The organism is Chloracidobacterium sp. (assembly GCA_016716305.1).
Classification (GTDB): domain Bacteria; phylum Acidobacteriota; class Blastocatellia; order Pyrinomonadales; family Pyrinomonadaceae; genus OLB17.
The window spans coordinates 1,168,067-1,183,161 of record JADJWP010000002.1 but is presented as its reverse complement, the minus strand read 5'-3'; the positions used below and the strand labels follow the sequence as shown (position 1 = coordinate 1,183,161).

General features: G+C 51.9%; 18 protein-coding genes and 1 tRNA gene. 5 read left to right on the top strand and 14 right to left on the bottom strand.

Translation table 11 applies throughout. The features are described 5' to 3' along the window. Positions 1–4: 4 nt before the first annotated feature. The 12 genes from IPM28_07290 to IPM28_07235 form a co-directional block, all read right to left on the bottom strand. A complete protein-coding gene (locus tag IPM28_07290) occupies positions 5–535 on the bottom strand; it encodes a hypothetical protein (protein ID MBK9172797.1) in 531 nt (176 codons plus the stop codon). After that, the gene (scpB, locus tag IPM28_07285; protein MBK9172796.1) at positions 532–1,086 is read right to left on the bottom strand and encodes an SMC-Scp complex subunit ScpB; all 555 of its coding nucleotides are present in this window, start codon (positions 1,084–1,086) and stop codon (positions 532–534) included. The genes IPM28_07290 and scpB overlap by 4 nt, the downstream gene beginning before the upstream one ends. 6 nt (positions 1,087–1,092) lie before the next feature. Continuing rightward, the gene (locus IPM28_07280; protein ID MBK9172795.1) at positions 1,093–1,863 is read right to left on the bottom strand and encodes a segregation/condensation protein A; all 771 of its coding nucleotides are present in this window, start codon (positions 1,861–1,863) and stop codon (positions 1,093–1,095) included. A 43-nt stretch (positions 1,864–1,906) separates the two neighbouring features. After that, the gene (locus IPM28_07275; protein MBK9172794.1) at positions 1,907–2,374 is read right to left on the bottom strand and encodes a hypothetical protein; all 468 of its coding nucleotides are present in this window, start codon (positions 2,372–2,374) and stop codon (positions 1,907–1,909) included. 1 nt (position 2,375) lies between these two features. Further along, on the bottom strand, positions 2,376–2,786 hold the full coding sequence (locus IPM28_07270) for a DUF2237 domain-containing protein (GenBank protein MBK9172793.1): 411 nt from the start codon (positions 2,784–2,786) through the stop codon (positions 2,376–2,378). A 54-nt stretch (positions 2,787–2,840) separates the two neighbouring features. Beyond that, entirely contained in the window at positions 2,841–3,326 is a 486-nt protein-coding gene (locus IPM28_07265) for a DUF3060 domain-containing protein (GenBank protein ID MBK9172792.1), read from the bottom strand. Between the two features lie 21 nt (positions 3,327–3,347). Further along, positions 3,348–3,638 carry an arsenate reductase (glutaredoxin) gene (locus IPM28_07260; GenBank protein MBK9172791.1) on the bottom strand — a complete coding sequence of 97 codons (291 nt, stop codon included), beginning with the start codon at positions 3,636–3,638 and terminating at the stop codon, positions 3,348–3,350. Between the two features lie 116 nt (positions 3,639–3,754). Further along, entirely contained in the window at positions 3,755–4,168 is a 414-nt protein-coding gene (locus IPM28_07255; protein MBK9172790.1) for a DUF779 domain-containing protein, read from the bottom strand. A 15-nt stretch (positions 4,169–4,183) separates the two neighbouring features. Then, on the bottom strand, positions 4,184–4,630 hold the full coding sequence (locus IPM28_07250; protein MBK9172789.1) for a carboxypeptidase regulatory-like domain-containing protein: 447 nt from the start codon (positions 4,628–4,630) through the stop codon (positions 4,184–4,186). Between the two features lie 109 nt (positions 4,631–4,739). Continuing rightward, the gene (locus IPM28_07245) at positions 4,740–6,251 is read right to left on the bottom strand and encodes an aldehyde dehydrogenase (GenBank protein ID MBK9172788.1); all 1,512 of its coding nucleotides are present in this window, start codon (positions 6,249–6,251) and stop codon (positions 4,740–4,742) included. A 146-nt stretch (positions 6,252–6,397) separates the two neighbouring features. Next, positions 6,398–7,381, bottom strand: coding sequence for a tryptophan--tRNA ligase (gene trpS / locus IPM28_07240; GenBank protein MBK9172787.1), 984 nt, complete (start codon positions 7,379–7,381; stop codon positions 6,398–6,400). A gap of 6 nt (positions 7,382–7,387) precedes the next feature. Beyond that, a complete protein-coding gene (locus tag IPM28_07235; GenBank protein MBK9172786.1) occupies positions 7,388–8,080 on the bottom strand; it encodes a site-2 protease family protein in 693 nt (230 codons plus the stop codon). Positions 8,081–8,209: 129 nt separating this feature from the next. On the opposite strand from IPM28_07235, the gene IPM28_07230 reads away from it, so the two are divergent. The 5 genes from IPM28_07230 to IPM28_07210 all read left to right on the top strand — a co-directional run bounded on the left by IPM28_07230 (position 8,210) and on the right by IPM28_07210 (position 11,671). Beyond that, on the top strand, positions 8,210–8,629 hold the full coding sequence (locus tag IPM28_07230; protein MBK9172785.1) for a DoxX family protein: 420 nt from the start codon (positions 8,210–8,212) through the stop codon (positions 8,627–8,629). Positions 8,630–8,702: 73 nt separating this feature from the next. Continuing rightward, positions 8,703–9,914, top strand: a complete 1,212-nt coding sequence (locus tag IPM28_07225) for an ATP-grasp domain-containing protein (GenBank protein MBK9172784.1) — start codon at positions 8,703–8,705, stop codon at positions 9,912–9,914. A gap of 81 nt (positions 9,915–9,995) precedes the next feature. Further along, on the top strand, positions 9,996–11,204 hold the full coding sequence (locus tag IPM28_07220; protein MBK9172783.1) for a hypothetical protein: 1,209 nt from the start codon (positions 9,996–9,998) through the stop codon (positions 11,202–11,204). 34 nt (positions 11,205–11,238) lie between these two features. Beyond that, a complete protein-coding gene (locus tag IPM28_07215) occupies positions 11,239–11,490 on the top strand; it encodes a hypothetical protein (protein ID MBK9172782.1) in 252 nt (83 codons plus the stop codon). Positions 11,491–11,595: 105 nt separating this feature from the next. Then, positions 11,596–11,671: transfer RNA gene (locus IPM28_07210), tRNA-Ala, on the top strand. Between the two features lie 32 nt (positions 11,672–11,703). Here the strand turns inward: IPM28_07210 and IPM28_07205 are convergent. Both IPM28_07205 and polA read right to left on the bottom strand, forming a co-directional pair. Beyond that, the gene (locus IPM28_07205) at positions 11,704–12,357 is read right to left on the bottom strand and encodes a pyridoxamine 5'-phosphate oxidase family protein (GenBank protein ID MBK9172781.1); all 654 of its coding nucleotides are present in this window, start codon (positions 12,355–12,357) and stop codon (positions 11,704–11,706) included. A 25-nt stretch (positions 12,358–12,382) separates the two neighbouring features. Then, a complete protein-coding gene (gene polA, locus IPM28_07200; protein MBK9172780.1) occupies positions 12,383–15,088 on the bottom strand; it encodes a DNA polymerase I in 2,706 nt (901 codons plus the stop codon). Between the last annotated feature and the right edge of the window lie 7 nt (positions 15,089–15,095).

Sequence of the window (15,095 nt, the reverse complement as noted above, 5' to 3'; positions counted from 1 at the left end):
CCGTTTATTCTTCGGTCTCACGGTCGGCATTTCGATAACTCGGCATTTGTTTACCCATGAACTGGTTCGATTCAAAAGCCAAATCTCGTTTATCGCTTTCAAGAGGGCTCGAAAGCGATGATATCGTCAAATTCCTTTCGTCAGCGAGGACGAGACCCAAAGTGTATACGTCGTCGCCATCACTGTCGAACTCTTCGAAGACATCGAATCTCCCTACCTCGTCGAAGCCAAATTCGGTGTCGGTCTTTCCTGTTATGCCCTTTCGCCGTATCGAGACCATTCGCTTATTTCGATCGATAATAACGGTCGTGATGGGAGCGAAGAAGAGGACCCAATACCCAGCGGCAATTGCACAGATTCCGCCAAAAAAGTGCAAGCCGAGGACCCACGGCGGAGCTTCGTCAAAATTGGTGTATCCACCAAGCGAACCATAAACGAACGCCGTTCCGATAACCGCGAAGAATACCCCGAGGATCCATAAACAACCAGGCGTTTCGCGAATGACCAGGATGTTGGCCGATCTTTTGACCCTCATTGGACCAGATCTTCAAAATCTTCGATGCTCGGGAGTTCGGAAAGGTCCTTAAGGCCGAACTGGATCAGAAATTCCTTCGATGTGCCGTATTGCATCGGGCGGCCAACGGTTTCTTTATGGCCTTTGGTGACGATAAGCCTCTTTTCAAGAAGCGTTTTGATCGCGGAAGCAGACTGAACACCACGGATCTCAAGGATCTCCGGGACCGTGACCGGCTGTTTGTAGGCGATTACCGCGAGCGTTTCGAGAGATGCAAGCGATAGCTTTGCGGATGGACGGGTCTTAAGGAACTTTCGGACGGTCTCGTGCAGTTCGGTTCGAGTTGCGATCTGCCAGCCGCCGGCGATCTCGCGTATCTGGAGGCCGCTTTCCCGCGAACTATACTCTTCGATCAGAGCCTCGACAGCGGCAATGATACTCTCTTTGTCTTCCCCAAGGACCTCACTCAGGGCCCGGGCTGTAATGGGTTCATCAGAGACAAATATCAAGGCTTCTACGAGCGCGATAAGCTCGGAACTGCTGCGGTTTGGTTTTTCGATCTCACTTTCCATTCGAACTTACGTCCTCTTAAGAACGATATCACCGAAGGTTGTTTTTTGAACGAGCTTGACGGTCTCGGTCCTCACGATCTCAAGCACGGCGACGAAAGCCGTCACCAGTTCACGACGCGAATGCATTTCCTCAAAAAAGGTCAGTAAATTCAACTCGCCCAACTCAAAGATCCGCTTTCGGAGGTTTTTGATCATATCCGCAAGCGATATTTCTTCACGTTGGATCTCCATCTGGACCTCGTCTTTGTGTCGGGCGAGGATCTTCTGAAATATCGTGATCAGGTCAAAGACGGAAGCACTGATCTCGGCATTGTTGTCGTCAGATTCTATCTTTCCGCGCTGAAAGACGGCTTGCTCGATCGTGGTACGCTCGTAGAGCATTTCCGCGGCCGATTTGAATTTCTCGTATTCAAGCAGCCGGTCAACAAGTTCCTGCCGGGGGTCTTCGATCTCTTCATCGCGCTCGGCAAGCGGGTCACGCGGAAGCAGCATCTTTGACTTTATCTCGATCAGGGTTGCGGCCATTACGAGGAAGTCTGCGGCGATAGCAATATCAAGCGTCTTCATCAGCCGGATGTATTTCAGGTATTCGTCCGTGATGGTCGCGATCGGGATATCGAAGATATTGGCCTGTTCCTGCCTGATGAGATACAGGAGCAGATCGAGCGGGCCGGCGAATTCGCCAAGCTTGATCTTTAGTTCATCACGCGAATCGCCGACGATCTCGGCGGTCTCGGTATGAAAATCAAACGTAAATTGTTCGGGCTGCTCTTGCATCGATAAAGGATTTTAACGCAAAGCGGCCGGTAGGGCGAAGGTGCTAGATATATTTTGTCTCGCGCAAATAGATAATGTAGTCGGTCATCGGCGGCTCGAACCCGTCTTCTCTGAGGCGAAGGACAATGTTCCCCCGATGGATGGACGAATGGAAAAGGACATGTGTAAGGAGTTCGCGATAGGTGTTCTCGAACGGTATACCCTCACTAGAATGATACTTTGCACGAATGTCGAGTCCTTCGTCGTCGAAGCGACGAAGCAGTTTTTCAAACGATTCGGCTGTTTCACGGGCAAGTGCACCGCATTCGTCGAGCGAGAGCCTTGGCCAAAAATCGAAGCCGCTCGAATTCTTTCCATAGAGTCGCTCGTAATACTCCTTTTCGGTGATCAGCAGATGAGCGGCGATCTCGAGCGATCTGGGTGAATTGAAGGTCTTAAGTGCCACGATGATCCGGCGGTTGGCCCAGTCGTTGTAAGCAAAGAGCTGGCGAAGATGTTCGACAGTGTTCATTCTATTCGTCGTCAACGGCGTGCGCGCGCAGGTCTTCGAGCGAAACGACCGTGAGGGCTGCCTCGTGAGTTGCATTAAGGTAAACACGCGGTGCCATATCTGCCTGCAACGCCTCTCTCCACCGCAGCATGCAGAGGCACCATTTATCGCCGGCTTTCAGTCCGGGAAAAGCATATTGCGGCATCGGAGTCGAAAGGTCGTTGCCGACGGCTTTGGAAAATGCTAGGAATTCATCGGTGGCTTCGATGCAGACCGTGTGGCGGCCCGTATCATCCACGCCCGTGCGGCAAAAGCCGTCTCGATAAAATCCGGTCATCGGGTCCATGCAGCAAATTTCTAATTCGCCGCCGAGTACATTTTTGGGTTTCGGCCGATGCCCGTTTCCGTTTCCATTTCCGTTCGTAAAGCTCATTTTGATGATCCTTGACAATTGCTGGGATTGAGTCGTTTTCGGTACTGGATATCACTATTTGTTGGTCGGTGGCTCTGCCTTCTCAACCACATTTCCCGTCTTGTTATCAGAAATTACGGGCCGCTTGCCGTTTGCATAGCGTGAGTATCTCACTTTGTTGTCGCTGCCGTTCAAGACGATTTCGGCCGCGGCCGCAGCCGTCACTTCGTTACGGTCGCCGTTGATCATTATCTGGCGGCAACCCCCAGTGACCGTAATTTCATTGTCGCGTCCGTTAACCATCACGCGGTTGAATTTATCGCATACAACTGATCTTTTCCGGTTCGATTCGCTGATCGATATCGTCGGCCCTTGCAAGCTTGAATCGACCTTGACGACATCCTTCGGGTCGATCGGTTCCTCGACCGGAGTCGGCATTACCGAAGGCGTCGGCGTCGGGCCGTATTTTTCTACAGCGTTCTTTGTGATGCCGCTTTGAACATCGCAGGAAACAATGGCCGAAACGAAAAACATGGCAATGATCGTTAGTGTGAACTTCATAATTACTGACTACCCGTTGGCCTAGCATATCAGTTCCAGTGCCTTTTCTATCGGTCGGGCTACGACCGCTTTGTCGCCGACGACGACGATCGGGCGATTAAGTAGACCCGGATTTCTCACGATAGCATCGATGATGGCGCCCTCCGGGGTTTTCTCGTCGAACCCAAGCTCTTTGAACTCTTTTTCCTTGGTTCGCAGCAGACCGAACGCCGGGATCTTCAGCTTTTTGAGCAGATCCGTAATGACCTTTGCCGTCAGCGGCTCGACAAAATAATTTACCTGCTCGAAATCGATGCCGTTTTCACGAAACAGCGTCGCAAGATTGCGGCAGGTCGTTCAGGTGGGTTTTTCGTAGACGGTGATCTTCATATGCACAAGCCCGCGCGTGAGCAGGGGCGAAATATTCAAGCTGGATTTTACGCCCTTACTTACGTGCGGGCTTCTGCAACTCGGGCCTCGGTTGCATCGCCGGGGTGCGTTTCGATCAGATTCTGTGATTCATCGTAGCTGAACACGCGCGATTTCGTCACAAACCTCAGCCCGAGAGGGATCTCGAGTGAAAAGCTCGCACCGCGGCCTTTGGTGATGTCGATGGTCAGTTCGGTGTGCTGCCAGAATTCGAACTGGTCCTTGGCCATATAAAAATCGCAACCGGCCACCTCGCCCAGCCAAACATCGCTTGATCCGACCATGAACTCCCCTTTCGGATAACACATCGGCGAACTCCCGTCACAACACCCGCCGGATTGGTGGAACATCAGGTCTCCGTGTTTGGCACGGAGTTCGTCGACGACCTCGGCGGCTTCGGGAGTGATTTGCACTCTTAATACTCTCTTAGTCATCTAGGTTGCGCGCTTCTAGTTGCTTATTTCCATTCGGACTATTATGTCTTTTTTAGAGGCGTCCTTATTCTTTGGGTCAAGATTTACCATTGTTTGACCAGCATCCAGGCCACGGCCATAGCTCGCCCTAATTTCGTACCTACCAGGACGCACCCCTTTAAACCTGAAGAATCCCTTATCACCAGTACGACAGGCGGCCAGCCTTTTCCGTTTATCAACGTCAAGATCAGGATTATTAAATAATTCCACTAAAGCTCCCGACAGGACCGACTCATCGGGCAAAATAACACGACCTTCTAACTTTTGAAATACTCCACCTTCAGTTGGATTGTTCTCCTTAATCCAACCCCAGAAAGTTTTCTCCGATGGGTCGACCCGTTCGCAGCCGGCTGCTCTCTGAGCCGATGCAATGCCAGGAACGAGTACTAAAAACAAACTTGCGAGAAGCAATTTTACGGACATTGAAACACTGTCGCCCCCACGGGGCTTAGATTTCATTTCTCACTATAACCCCAGGTTTCGCTCGCTCCACCTGGGGATACATTCTGTCGCTGCTAAGCAGCTTAATTGCCTAGAAAAATCCCATCGCTTTCTTGTCGTAAGAGATGAGCATGTTCTTTGTCTGGCGGTAGTGGTCGAGCATCATCAGGTGATTCTCGCGGCCGAAGCCGGATTTCTTGTATCCGCCGAACGGAGCGTGTGCCGGGTAATTGTGATAGTTGTTCACCCATACGCGTCCGGCCTGGATCGCTCTCGGTACGCGGTAGAGTTCGTGGGCGTCGCGGGTCCAGACGCCGGCGCCGAGGCCGTAGAGCGTGTCGTTGGCGATCTCGATCGCTTCCGCTTCGTCCTTGAACGTGGTCAGGCACGTCACCGGGCCGAAAATCTCTTCCTGGAAGACGCGCATCTTGTTGTGGCCTTTCAGCACGGTCGGCTCGATGTAATATCCGTCTTCGAGGTCCGGGTTTTTGTAAGCGTTGCCGCCGCAGAGCACCTCGGCTCCCTCGTCCTTGCCTATCTGGATATAGTTCAGGATCTTTTCGTACTGGTCATGGCTCGCCTGCGCGCCCATCATCGTCGTCGGGTCGAGCGGATGGCCCATCTTGATCTGCTTAACGCGTTCGATGAAGCGTGGAATGAACTCGTCAGCAATCGATTCCTGAACGAGTACCCGCGACGGGCACGTGCAGACCTCACCTTGATTGAGCGCGAATAGCGTTGCGCCTTCGAGACACTTGTCGAAGAATTCGTCGTCCGCATCCATCACGCTCTTGAAGAAGATGTTCGGCGATTTACCGCCGAGCTCGAGCGTCACCGGGATCAGATTCTGCGATGCATACTGCATTATCAGGCGTCCGGTCGTCGTCTCGCCGGTGAAGGCGACCTTTGCGATCCTTGGATTTGTCGCAAGCGGTTTGCCCGCCTCGACGCCGAAGCCGTTGACGATATTGAGCACGCCTTTCGGGATCAGATCGCCAACAAGTTCTGCCCAGATCAGAATGCTTGCGGGTGTCTGTTCGGCGGGTTTTAGGACGATGCAGTTTCCGGCTGCGAGAGCCGGTGCCAGCTTCCAGGTCGCCATGAGGATAGGGAAGTTCCACGGGATGATCTGGCCGACCACGCCGAGCGGCTCCTTGATGATCACCGAAAGCGTGTTCTGATCGAGCTCCGAGGCGCTTCCTTCTTCGGCACGGATCACGCTCGCGAAATACCGGAAATGATCGATCGCAAGCGGGATATCGGCGGCCGTCGTCTCACGGATCGGCTTGCCGTTGTCCCAGGTCTCGGCACGGGCCAGCATGTCGAGGTTCTGCTCCATTCGATCGGCGATCTTCAGCAAGATGTTGCTGCGTTCGGTGGCCGAGGTTTTGCCCCACGTCTCAAATGCGGCGTGCGCAGCATCGAGAGCAGCTTCGATGTCCTGCTCGTTCGAGCGGGCTACCTTTGTGAACGACTGACCGTCAACCGGCGAGATCACGTCGAAATACTCGCCGCTCTTTGGGGCGGCCCATTCGCCGCCGATGTAGTTTTCGTATTGTTCTTTGAATTTCGGGATGTCAAAAGACTTTTTTACTGCGTCCATATTGGCTCCTTTTGCACGCGGGAACCGGAGGGATTCCCGGCAGATCTAACTCGAAATATCAATATCATGGGCAAAGGGATAAACAATTGTATCACCCTGTGCAAGGGCAAGTACTGACCTTTAATCAGACAACACAACGAGACTGCCTAAACCTGCGTGATGCCCATTCTCTCGTAAACGGTGCTGAGAGTATTTGCAGCTTTACTGCGGGCCCTTTCGGCACCGGGTTTGAGGATCTGCATCAAGGCCTCGTCGTCGTACTGCTTTACGCGTTCCTGAAAGGGCCGGAGGAATTCGACAACGATCTCGGCGAGTTCTGTTTTTAAGTGGCCGTATCCTTTCCCTGCAAAATGCTCGATGCATTCATCGTCCGTCTTACCGGTCAGAAGCCGATAGATCGTGAGTAAGTTCGTTATTGCGGGCCGCGAATCATCGAACGTTATATCGGTTCCAGAATCGGTAACGGCCCGTTTGATCTTTTTTGCGATTGCGTCTGGCTCGTCGAGCAGGAAGATCGAGCCGGCGGCGTTCTCGTCCGATTTCGACATCTTCTTTTCGGGGTCTTGCAACGACTTGATGCTAGCTCCGGCTTTCGGGATGTAAGGCTCGGGTACCTTGAACGTCTCGCCATAGTCGCGGTTGAACCGCTCGGCGAGGTCGCGGGTCAGTTCGAGATGCTGCTTCTGGTCCTGTCCGACCGGTACGAGATCGGTTTGGTAAAGCAGGATGTCAGAGGCCATCAGGATTGGGTAGGTGAACAAACCAACGCCCGCACGTTCCGCGTTGCCTTTGCCTTTGTCCTTAAACTGTGTCATCCGCTCAAGCTCGCCCATGCGGGCCATGCAGGAGAGTGTCCATGCGAGTTCGGCGTGTTGGGGGACGTCGGACTGAATGAAGATGGTCGAACGCGTGGGATCAACGCCCGCGGCCAAATAGATGCGGGCAAGGTCAAATGTTGCCTTGCGGAGCGACGCCGGATCCTGCGGCAGCGTGATCGCGTGGAGATTGACGATGCAATAGAATGCCTCGTACTCATCTTGAAGCGCGACCCAGTTTTTCAATGCGCCAAGATAATTGCCAATGTGAAGTTGACCGGTCGGCTGGGCGCCGCTAAAGATGCGTTTCTTCATTGATGGTTAATAGATGGCGACGAGGACATAAAGGAGCCCGACGTAAAATGGATAAATTATCATGCTGAAAAGCCCGATGTAGACGAAGAACATCAAAATCAGAAATCCGAATTGTTCGAGCATATTCAGGATCGGCTGGGCACTTTCGGGCAAGAACGTCGAAAGTATTTTGCTGCCGTCCAACGGCGGAAACGGCAGCAGGTTGAACACGAAGAGCGATAAGTTAAGAAACATCAGATTGCTGACGAACATCGCTATCGGGTTGGTCGCGCCGCGAAAAAGGTCGTTTGGCGTAAAACCATACAGGTAAAGAACTTTTGTAAGGGCAATGCCGATGATCAGCAGTATCAGGTTTGCCAGTACACCGGCGATCGAAACCATCACGTTTCCGAGCTTGTAGTTGGTCCAGTTCCGCGGATTTACAGGCGTCGGCTTTCCCCACCCGATCAGTGGAATGCTCCCTGCCGCTCCGCCGATCGAGCCCAGGATAAACGCTACGATCGGGATCAACAGCGTTCCGATCGGGTCGGTATGAGCGACCGGATTAAGCGTAACGCGGCCAAGCATATATGCCGTGTCGTCACCGAATTTGTGTGACATCCACGCATGGCCGGCTTCGTGCGCAGAGATCGCCAACAAGAGCACGACCATGAATATTACCAAATGACTAACAAGTACCGCCAGATCTATGTCACCCATCTAAATTCCCCAAAATCTTAAAGTTAGAGCCGCGACCTTGAAATGTATAAAGGCCAAATTATGTTGTCTTTGACCCTAAATTGTGCCATTCTTTTACTTCAAAATAAAATCTCAACTGGAGAAATACAGATGCTGAATAAGTTGATGTTTGGCGGCGAAACCGGTCTATCGTTCGCCGCAAACGCTGGCCTGACACTTTTGCGGATCTTTACCGGGATCGCGATGGCGTTTGCACACGGAATTGGCAAGGTGCCACCGCAAGAAGGACTGATCGAACGCACCGCATCGCTTGGTTTCCCGATGCCGACGTTTTTTGCCTGGGCTGCCGGGCTTTCCGAATTTGCGGGTGGCATTCTGCTCGCAATTGGTTTGTTTACTCGATTTGCTTCATTTTTTATCGCGATCACGATGATCGTGGCTTTGGTAGGCGTACATGGTTCGGATCCGTTTGCGACGCAGGAGAAGGCATTTCTTTTTCTATTCATCGCCATCGCATTCCTGTTAAAGGGTTCCGGCGATTGGAGCATCGATAGTTTCCTCCGCAGGTGAAAGCGAAGGGCGTAGTTAAGGGTCAGGGGAGTTCGTTAGCTGATGATATGTTCGGCGCACTTTCGAAGTTGTTATGAAAAAGCACATTGTTTGCATAGCAAGCGAGCACAAGGGGAATGAATTTCTGGAAGAATGCCAGAATGCCGACTGGCATGTGACTCTGGTAACGCGTAAGAAACTGCTTGACGAGCCGTGGATCTGGACCGCACTAAACGACGTGAAAACCGTTGAGAACGAAGCCTCGGTCGAAGACTATGTTCGAGTCGTGACGAATATTGCGGGTTCGCGGCCGATCGACCGAGTTGTCGGCCTTGATGAGTTTGACGTGACGACTGCTGCACGGGTCCGCGAACATCTGCAGCTCGGCGGAATGTCTTATTCGAATGCGATCCGTTTTCGCGATAAATATGCGATGCGTAGAATTGCTGATGAGGCCGGAATACCATGTCCTGATTATATCTGTCCGCTCAATGCTGATGAGATAAACGTCTTTCTCGATCGGGTGCAGATGCCGGTGATCGTCAAGCCGCGTCATGAAGTATCGGCATTCGGCATCCGAAAATGCGAAAGCAAGGAGCAGGTGTGGAAAGTCTTGAAAGATCTGGACGAACGAAATAATTGGCGCGACCACCCTTCGCAGTTTCTGGTCGAACGGTTTATCGACGGTGACGTTTACCATATCGATTCTGTTGTGAATGAAGGAAAAGTTGTGTGTGCAGGGGTAAGCCGGTATGGACGTCCGCCTTTTTCCGTGACGCATTACGGCGGCGTCTTTACGACGTCTATTGTCGATTACGGTTCAAAGGAACGTAAGGAACTCGAAAAGTTGAATGCAAAATTACTGAAGGCATTCGGGTACGAAAACGGAGTAACACATGGCGAGTTCCTTCACAGCAGATCGGACGGCAAGTTTTACCTGCTCGAGGTTGCTTGTCGGGTAGGCGGAGCATATATCGCGAACGTCCTCGAGCACGCTTGCGGCTTCAATTTATGGCGCGAATGGGCAAAGCTCTCGATCGCGGACAAGGATGATCCGTATAAGCCACCGAAATTAAGAAAGGAATACGCAGGTGTTGCTTTAGCACTTTCAAAGGACGAGGTGCCGGATACGTCTGGCTATGATGAGCCCGAGATCGTCTATCGGGTAAAGAAAGCAAGACATGTCGGGCTGATCTTTCATTCCAAGAGACGGGAACGAGTATTAGAATTGTTGGAGACCTATTCACAACGCATCTCAGATGATTTCTTGGCGATCGCTCCGGCTAAGGAGCGATACGACGACTAGCAAGGTTAGCGTTCCAGTGTGCGAGAGCGGCTGTGGCCGCTCTTTTCATTTGGTTTCTAAACCGCTATCCTGAATCTTTTTATGACGCCCAGATTTTCCGACAAGGTGCATCCGCCAGAATATCTCGATCACGATCTGAATCGTCACTTTGACGCTCTTCTGAGATTCGATTCGATCGACGCGCTGAAAGCAGCCGAGCTTCATGAAGTTATCGAAGTGGAGGCCGAACGGATTCTCAATGCCGTGGTCTACGAAGAATTTTCAGATGCCCGGCCGGAGTCTGACAATAATCGTGAAATATCGGCACTCGCCTGGAACATTGAGCGAGGGATCGTGTTTGATGGCATCGTCAGCGCCTTGAGAGACCATGAAGGACTGAGCCATAAGGATGTTCTTTTGCTTACAGAACTTGACCATGGGATGGCGCGCAGCAGTAACAGGTTCGTTGCCAAAGAGATCGCTTCGGCTCTTGGGTTGAACTACGCATTTGCACCGGTCTATATCGCCCTGCAAAAGGGAAGCGGCGTTGAGGCAGAGGCAAAAGGCGATAACACGAGGTCTATCCACGGACTATCGATGTTCTCAAAATGGCCAATGAGAAATATCCGGGCCGTGCCTCTTCCGAATGGCAAGGACAAGATGTGGGGAAAAGAGAAGCGGCTTGGTTGGCTTCGCGCATTGATCGCCGAGATCGAACATCCGGCCGGGCGTTTTCGCGCGGTTACGGTGCATCTCGACGCCCACTGTTCACGGGCGCATCGCAAGATGCAGATGAAGATAATTCTCGATCATCTTGAAACACTCGAGCCGATGCCGACGTTGATCGGTGGCGATTGGAACACGACGACCTTCAATTCGCAAAGCTCGACGCGGGCGATAATGGGATATTGGCGGCGTGTCTTTATGGGGCCGAAGAACGTGGCGAAAAATCACTTGCCGCATCCTGAACGGTATTTTGAGCGGCCGCTATTCGAAATGTTGGAAAAGCGTGGCTACGATTTTCGTACACTTAATGAAACTGGCGTAGGTACGCTTCATTATCATGTTGAGAGCATCGAAAAGAACACCAATCTCCGGGATTGGGTTCCGGCCTGGTGCTTTCCGTTCATTTTCTGGGCGGCAAATCGCGTTGGAGGAAGCGTTTCGGGCAGGCTTGATTGGTTTGCCGGCCGCGGTATCGAACCAGCGGGTGACCATGCGGCCAGAACGATCGGCAGGCTGCAGGACGACAAAGGGACGCCCCTGTCAGATCATGACGCAATTGCTTTGGACTTTCGGCTCACGCAGTAATACACTCCAGTAGGTCAGTAATTGGAGAAATTTAATGGAAGTTTCATTTTCACAAACACTTAGTTTCGACGCAGCTACATTCGAATATGAGGCAGTTGCACATGAGAACGGCAACGCGACCATCATAAAGTTTCCTGTCAATGATAAGAAGGTAAGCCCCGGCGACGCGGTTGTTGTAGTTTCGGGGGCTGACATCCACTTTCATGGAATGATAGGTAAGATCGAAGATGGTTTCGCATACGTATCCGATCCGAAGGGCTCGCTTTTGCCTGCGGGTGTGCAGTAATCGAATTTCGATGTATAGAGTTTGACCTTCGGCTCGCTTTCGGAAACGGAGCGAGCCGAATTCCTTGACAGTTTGATACGTGATTTTTATTATCAAGTTTCTCAAGGGGATGTAGCTCAGCTGGGAGAGCGCGGCGTTCGCAATGCCGAGGTCAGGGGTTCGATCCCCCTCATCTCCACCAAAGATGCAGAGGACGGGCCTATCCCGTCCTTTTTATTTTCGCAGGTATTCGGAAATGTAGGTCGGCAGGTCGATCTCGTCGGCAAGCCTTGAATCACGAATCGGCTGGCCGGGTTTGGAACTGAGAGGAACAACACCTGCCCAAACATTCATCCCATAGTCTTCATCATCATCTTTCGGATCGCCAGTGCGTACCTTTGCCGAGGCCTCGTCGATAGCAAGTTTCAATACTGTTGTTGCCTTTAGTTCCAGTTCGCTGGGCCAGCGGATCTCGGGCCATCGGCCTGGAATGATATGCTCAGTGAATGCCTCAAGCGCCATTTCTTTTTCTGCAGGGTCCTCGACCATTTTCGCTTGACCAAGGACGACGACGGATCGGTAATTTATCGAATGGTGAAACGCCGAACGTGCGAGGACCAATCCGTCAACGTGCGTCACCGTAACGCAAACATCAATGCCCTCGGCCAGACTTCGGAGCATCCGGCTGGCAGACGAACCGTGAATGTACACATGATCGCCGATCCGGGCGTATCCCGTCGGGATCACGTAGGGCTGCCCGTCGATCGCGAATCCGACGTGGCAGATAAAGCCGTCGTCGAGAATCGAATAGATCGTCTCCTGGTCATAAGCTCCACGAGCCGGCAAGCGCTTCACTTTCGTTCGTTCGGATCTCGCCAATGTGTTCACTTTGGTTGATTAATGTAGCTTCGTGTCATTTCGTACTCATCCAATCGTCCCCGACTCCGATCTCCGCGATCAGTGGAGCATCGAGAACGGCCGCAGATTCCATTTCGCGTTTGATCATTTCGGAGGCAGCAGCCACCTCGGCCTCGGGAGCTTCGAATAGCAGTTCGTCATGGACCTGCATTATCATTTGCGTCTTGAGTCCGGAATCACGAAGAGCCTTTGCAACGTTTATCATCGCGATCTTCACGATATCCGATGCGGTTCCCTGGATCGGCATATTTATAGCTTCGCGTTCGGCCCGCGAGCGGACGGCGAAATTTCGGTCCTTTATCCCCGGAAAATACCTTCGGCGGCCGAACAGCGACGTGACATAGCCTTTTTCGCGGGCTTCTTCCGGAATACGGTCCATATAGGCTCGGATGCCCTTATAGGTTGCAAAATAGTCGTCAATGACCTTTCGCGCCTCCTGTTTCGAAATGCCGACACGCTGCGAGAGCCCGAACGCTTCGACCGCGTAGGCAATGCCGAAGTTGACGATCTTTGCCAGGCGGCGTTTTTCTTTCAGATCTTTTTCATCCGTTGCACCAAAAACAAGCCGGGCGGTCTTCGCATGAATGTCCTCGTTGTTTTGGTAGGCCTCAAGCATTACCGGATCTTTGGTTATATGGGCAAGTATACGAAGCTCGAGTTGAGAATAGTCGGCGGAGATCAGTTTGTTGCCTCTTTCCGGAATGAAGGCCTTTCTAATACGTTGTCCGAGTTCCGTTCGGACCGGGATGTTCTGTAAATTCGGCTCCGTTGAACTTAGTCGACCGGTCGCAGCCACAGTCTGATTAAGGACACCGTGGATGCGGCCATCGGTGTTTATCATCTTTGGAAGAGCATCGGCATATGTCGCCTTTAATTTGTCGAGTTCTCGATAATCAATTATAAATTGGGCGATCTCGTAATCGGCGGCGAGTTCCGCCAAAACGTCTTTGCTGGTCGAAATCTGTCCCGTGGCGGTCTTCTTCCCGGTGGCAATGTTCAGTTCCTCAAAGATCTCACCGACCTGTTTTGGCGAGCCAATATTGAACTCGCGACCCGAGATCGAGAAGATCTTTAGCTGGAGGGCATCGAGTTCTTTTGAAATGAACTCGGAGAATTTGTGTAGCGCTTCTGCATCGACCTTCATTCCGGACGTCTCAATGTCTGCCAGGATCGGTGCTACCGGGATCTCGATCTCAGTGTAGACATTAATGAGGCCATCAGCAACGATCTTCTTACGGAGCAACGGCGCAAGCCGAAAGACCCAGTCCGCGCGCGTAGCTGCTTGCCACCCGGAAGCCGTAAATCCCTCAGAATTTGAGTTTTGCGGATAAGCGTCAAGATGGTTTTGTGCGAGAAACTCGATCTCGTGATGGGGCCGACCAGAATCGAGCAGGTACGAGGCGATCATTATGTCATCGGTGACCGAATTGATCTCGGCTCCTATTTTGCGCAAAACGGATAGATTCTTTTTGAAGTCGTGAGTAAGTTTTTCGAGGTACGGGTTGGCAAACGTGTCTGCTAATTGCCGATATGCGGCTTGCGCGCCTCCTTCAAAGTTCGCGAGATCGATATACGCTGAAATGCCGGGCGAATAAGAAATGGCCACTCCGAGTGGGGGAAGTTTGTCGAACGCACTATGCCACTTAGCTTCGTTCGAATCGTCAACATAAAACGCAAACCGTTCATTTTCCCACAACTTCCGGATCAAACCGTCAAGTTCGGTTCGTGTTCGAATTGACTGGTAAATTTGTTCGACCCGCTCGCCACCTCCCGCCGGTTCGTGCATATCGAAAAGTGTGGCTGCATCTGAAAACTCCTTGGTGAGAGTATTGAACTCGAGTTCGCGAAAAAGTTCATAGGCCTTTGAACGATCGGGCTCTCGGAATTTCAATCGGTCGAGGTCGAGATCGATCGGAACCTCGCAATGCACTGTAGCAAGCTCAAGCGACTGCCGAATTAAATCTTGATTATTCTGCAGGCTCTCGCGATATGTCTTATGTGTGACCTTCGCGGCATTTTCCATCGCACCGATCGCAGAGCCGTATTCCAAGACTAGCTTTAACGCACCCTTTTCCCCGATACCAGGTGCCCCGGGAATATTATCGATCGAATCACCCATTAGGCCGAGCAGGTCAATGATCTTGGACGGCGGAACACCGAATTTCCTTTCTACCCATGCCTCGTCACACCACTCGATCGGCGGAACCGGTACTTTCCGCTTCATGTTGTTTGAATTCTGGCGCATTGCAACGATATTAGGGTCACGGACCAGCTGACAGAGATCTTTATCGTTTGAAACGATCACCGCCTTAAGTCCCTTTTCAGCTGCCTTTATTGCAAGCGTGCCGATGATGTCATCGGCCTCAAAACCGTCGTACTTAAGTATCGGAAGATTAAATGCCTCGCAAACCCTTACAATAAAGGGCAATTGAGCGGCCAGGTCTTCCGGCATTGCCTCACGGTTTGCTTTGTATGCTTCGAATGCGTCGTGTCTGAATGTCGGGGCCGCAGTGTCGAAAACTGCAGCGATATAGTCGGGCCTTTCGTCATTGATCAGCTTACGAAGCATATTCGTAAAAACGAATACGGCCTGAGTTACCTGACCCTTACTGTTCCGTAAGGGTTCCTGTCTGGCACCCATCGGAGCGAAATAAGCCCGAAAGATGTGAGACATCGAATCGATCAAGAATACGCGTTTCATTTTCGTT

Coding starts and splice junctions, on each gene's coding strand:
- IPM28_07290 (MBK9172797.1), bottom strand. CDS start 535: ATGAGGGTCAAAAGATCGGCCAACATCCTGGTCATTCGCGAAACGCCT.
- scpB (MBK9172796.1), bottom strand. CDS start 1,086: ATGGAAAGTGAGATCGAAAAACCAAACCGCAGCAGTTCCGAGCTTATC.
- IPM28_07280 (MBK9172795.1), bottom strand. CDS start 1,863: ATGCAAGAGCAGCCCGAACAATTTACGTTTGATTTTCATACCGAGACC.
- IPM28_07275 (MBK9172794.1), bottom strand. CDS start 2,374: ATGAACACTGTCGAACATCTTCGCCAGCTCTTTGCTTACAACGACTGG.
- IPM28_07270 (MBK9172793.1), bottom strand. CDS start 2,786: ATGAGCTTTACGAACGGAAATGGAAACGGAAACGGGCATCGGCCGAAA.
- IPM28_07265 (MBK9172792.1), bottom strand. CDS start 3,326: ATGAAGTTCACACTAACGATCATTGCCATGTTTTTCGTTTCGGCCATT.
- IPM28_07255 (MBK9172790.1), bottom strand. CDS start 4,168: ATGACTAAGAGAGTATTAAGAGTGCAAATCACTCCCGAAGCCGCCGAG.
- IPM28_07250 (MBK9172789.1), bottom strand. CDS start 4,630: ATGTCCGTAAAATTGCTTCTCGCAAGTTTGTTTTTAGTACTCGTTCCT.
- IPM28_07245 (MBK9172788.1), bottom strand. CDS start 6,251: ATGGACGCAGTAAAAAAGTCTTTTGACATCCCGAAATTCAAAGAACAA.
- trpS (MBK9172787.1), bottom strand. CDS start 7,381: ATGAAGAAACGCATCTTTAGCGGCGCCCAGCCGACCGGTCAACTTCAC.
- IPM28_07235 (MBK9172786.1), bottom strand. CDS start 8,080: ATGGGTGACATAGATCTGGCGGTACTTGTTAGTCATTTGGTAATATTC.
- IPM28_07230 (MBK9172785.1), top strand. CDS start 8,210: ATGCTGAATAAGTTGATGTTTGGCGGCGAAACCGGTCTATCGTTCGCC.
- IPM28_07225 (MBK9172784.1), top strand. CDS start 8,703: ATGAAAAAGCACATTGTTTGCATAGCAAGCGAGCACAAGGGGAATGAA.
- IPM28_07220 (MBK9172783.1), top strand. CDS start 9,996: ATGACGCCCAGATTTTCCGACAAGGTGCATCCGCCAGAATATCTCGAT.
- IPM28_07215 (MBK9172782.1), top strand. CDS start 11,239: ATGGAAGTTTCATTTTCACAAACACTTAGTTTCGACGCAGCTACATTC.
- polA (MBK9172780.1), bottom strand. CDS start 15,088: ATGAAACGCGTATTCTTGATCGATTCGATGTCTCACATCTTTCGGGCT.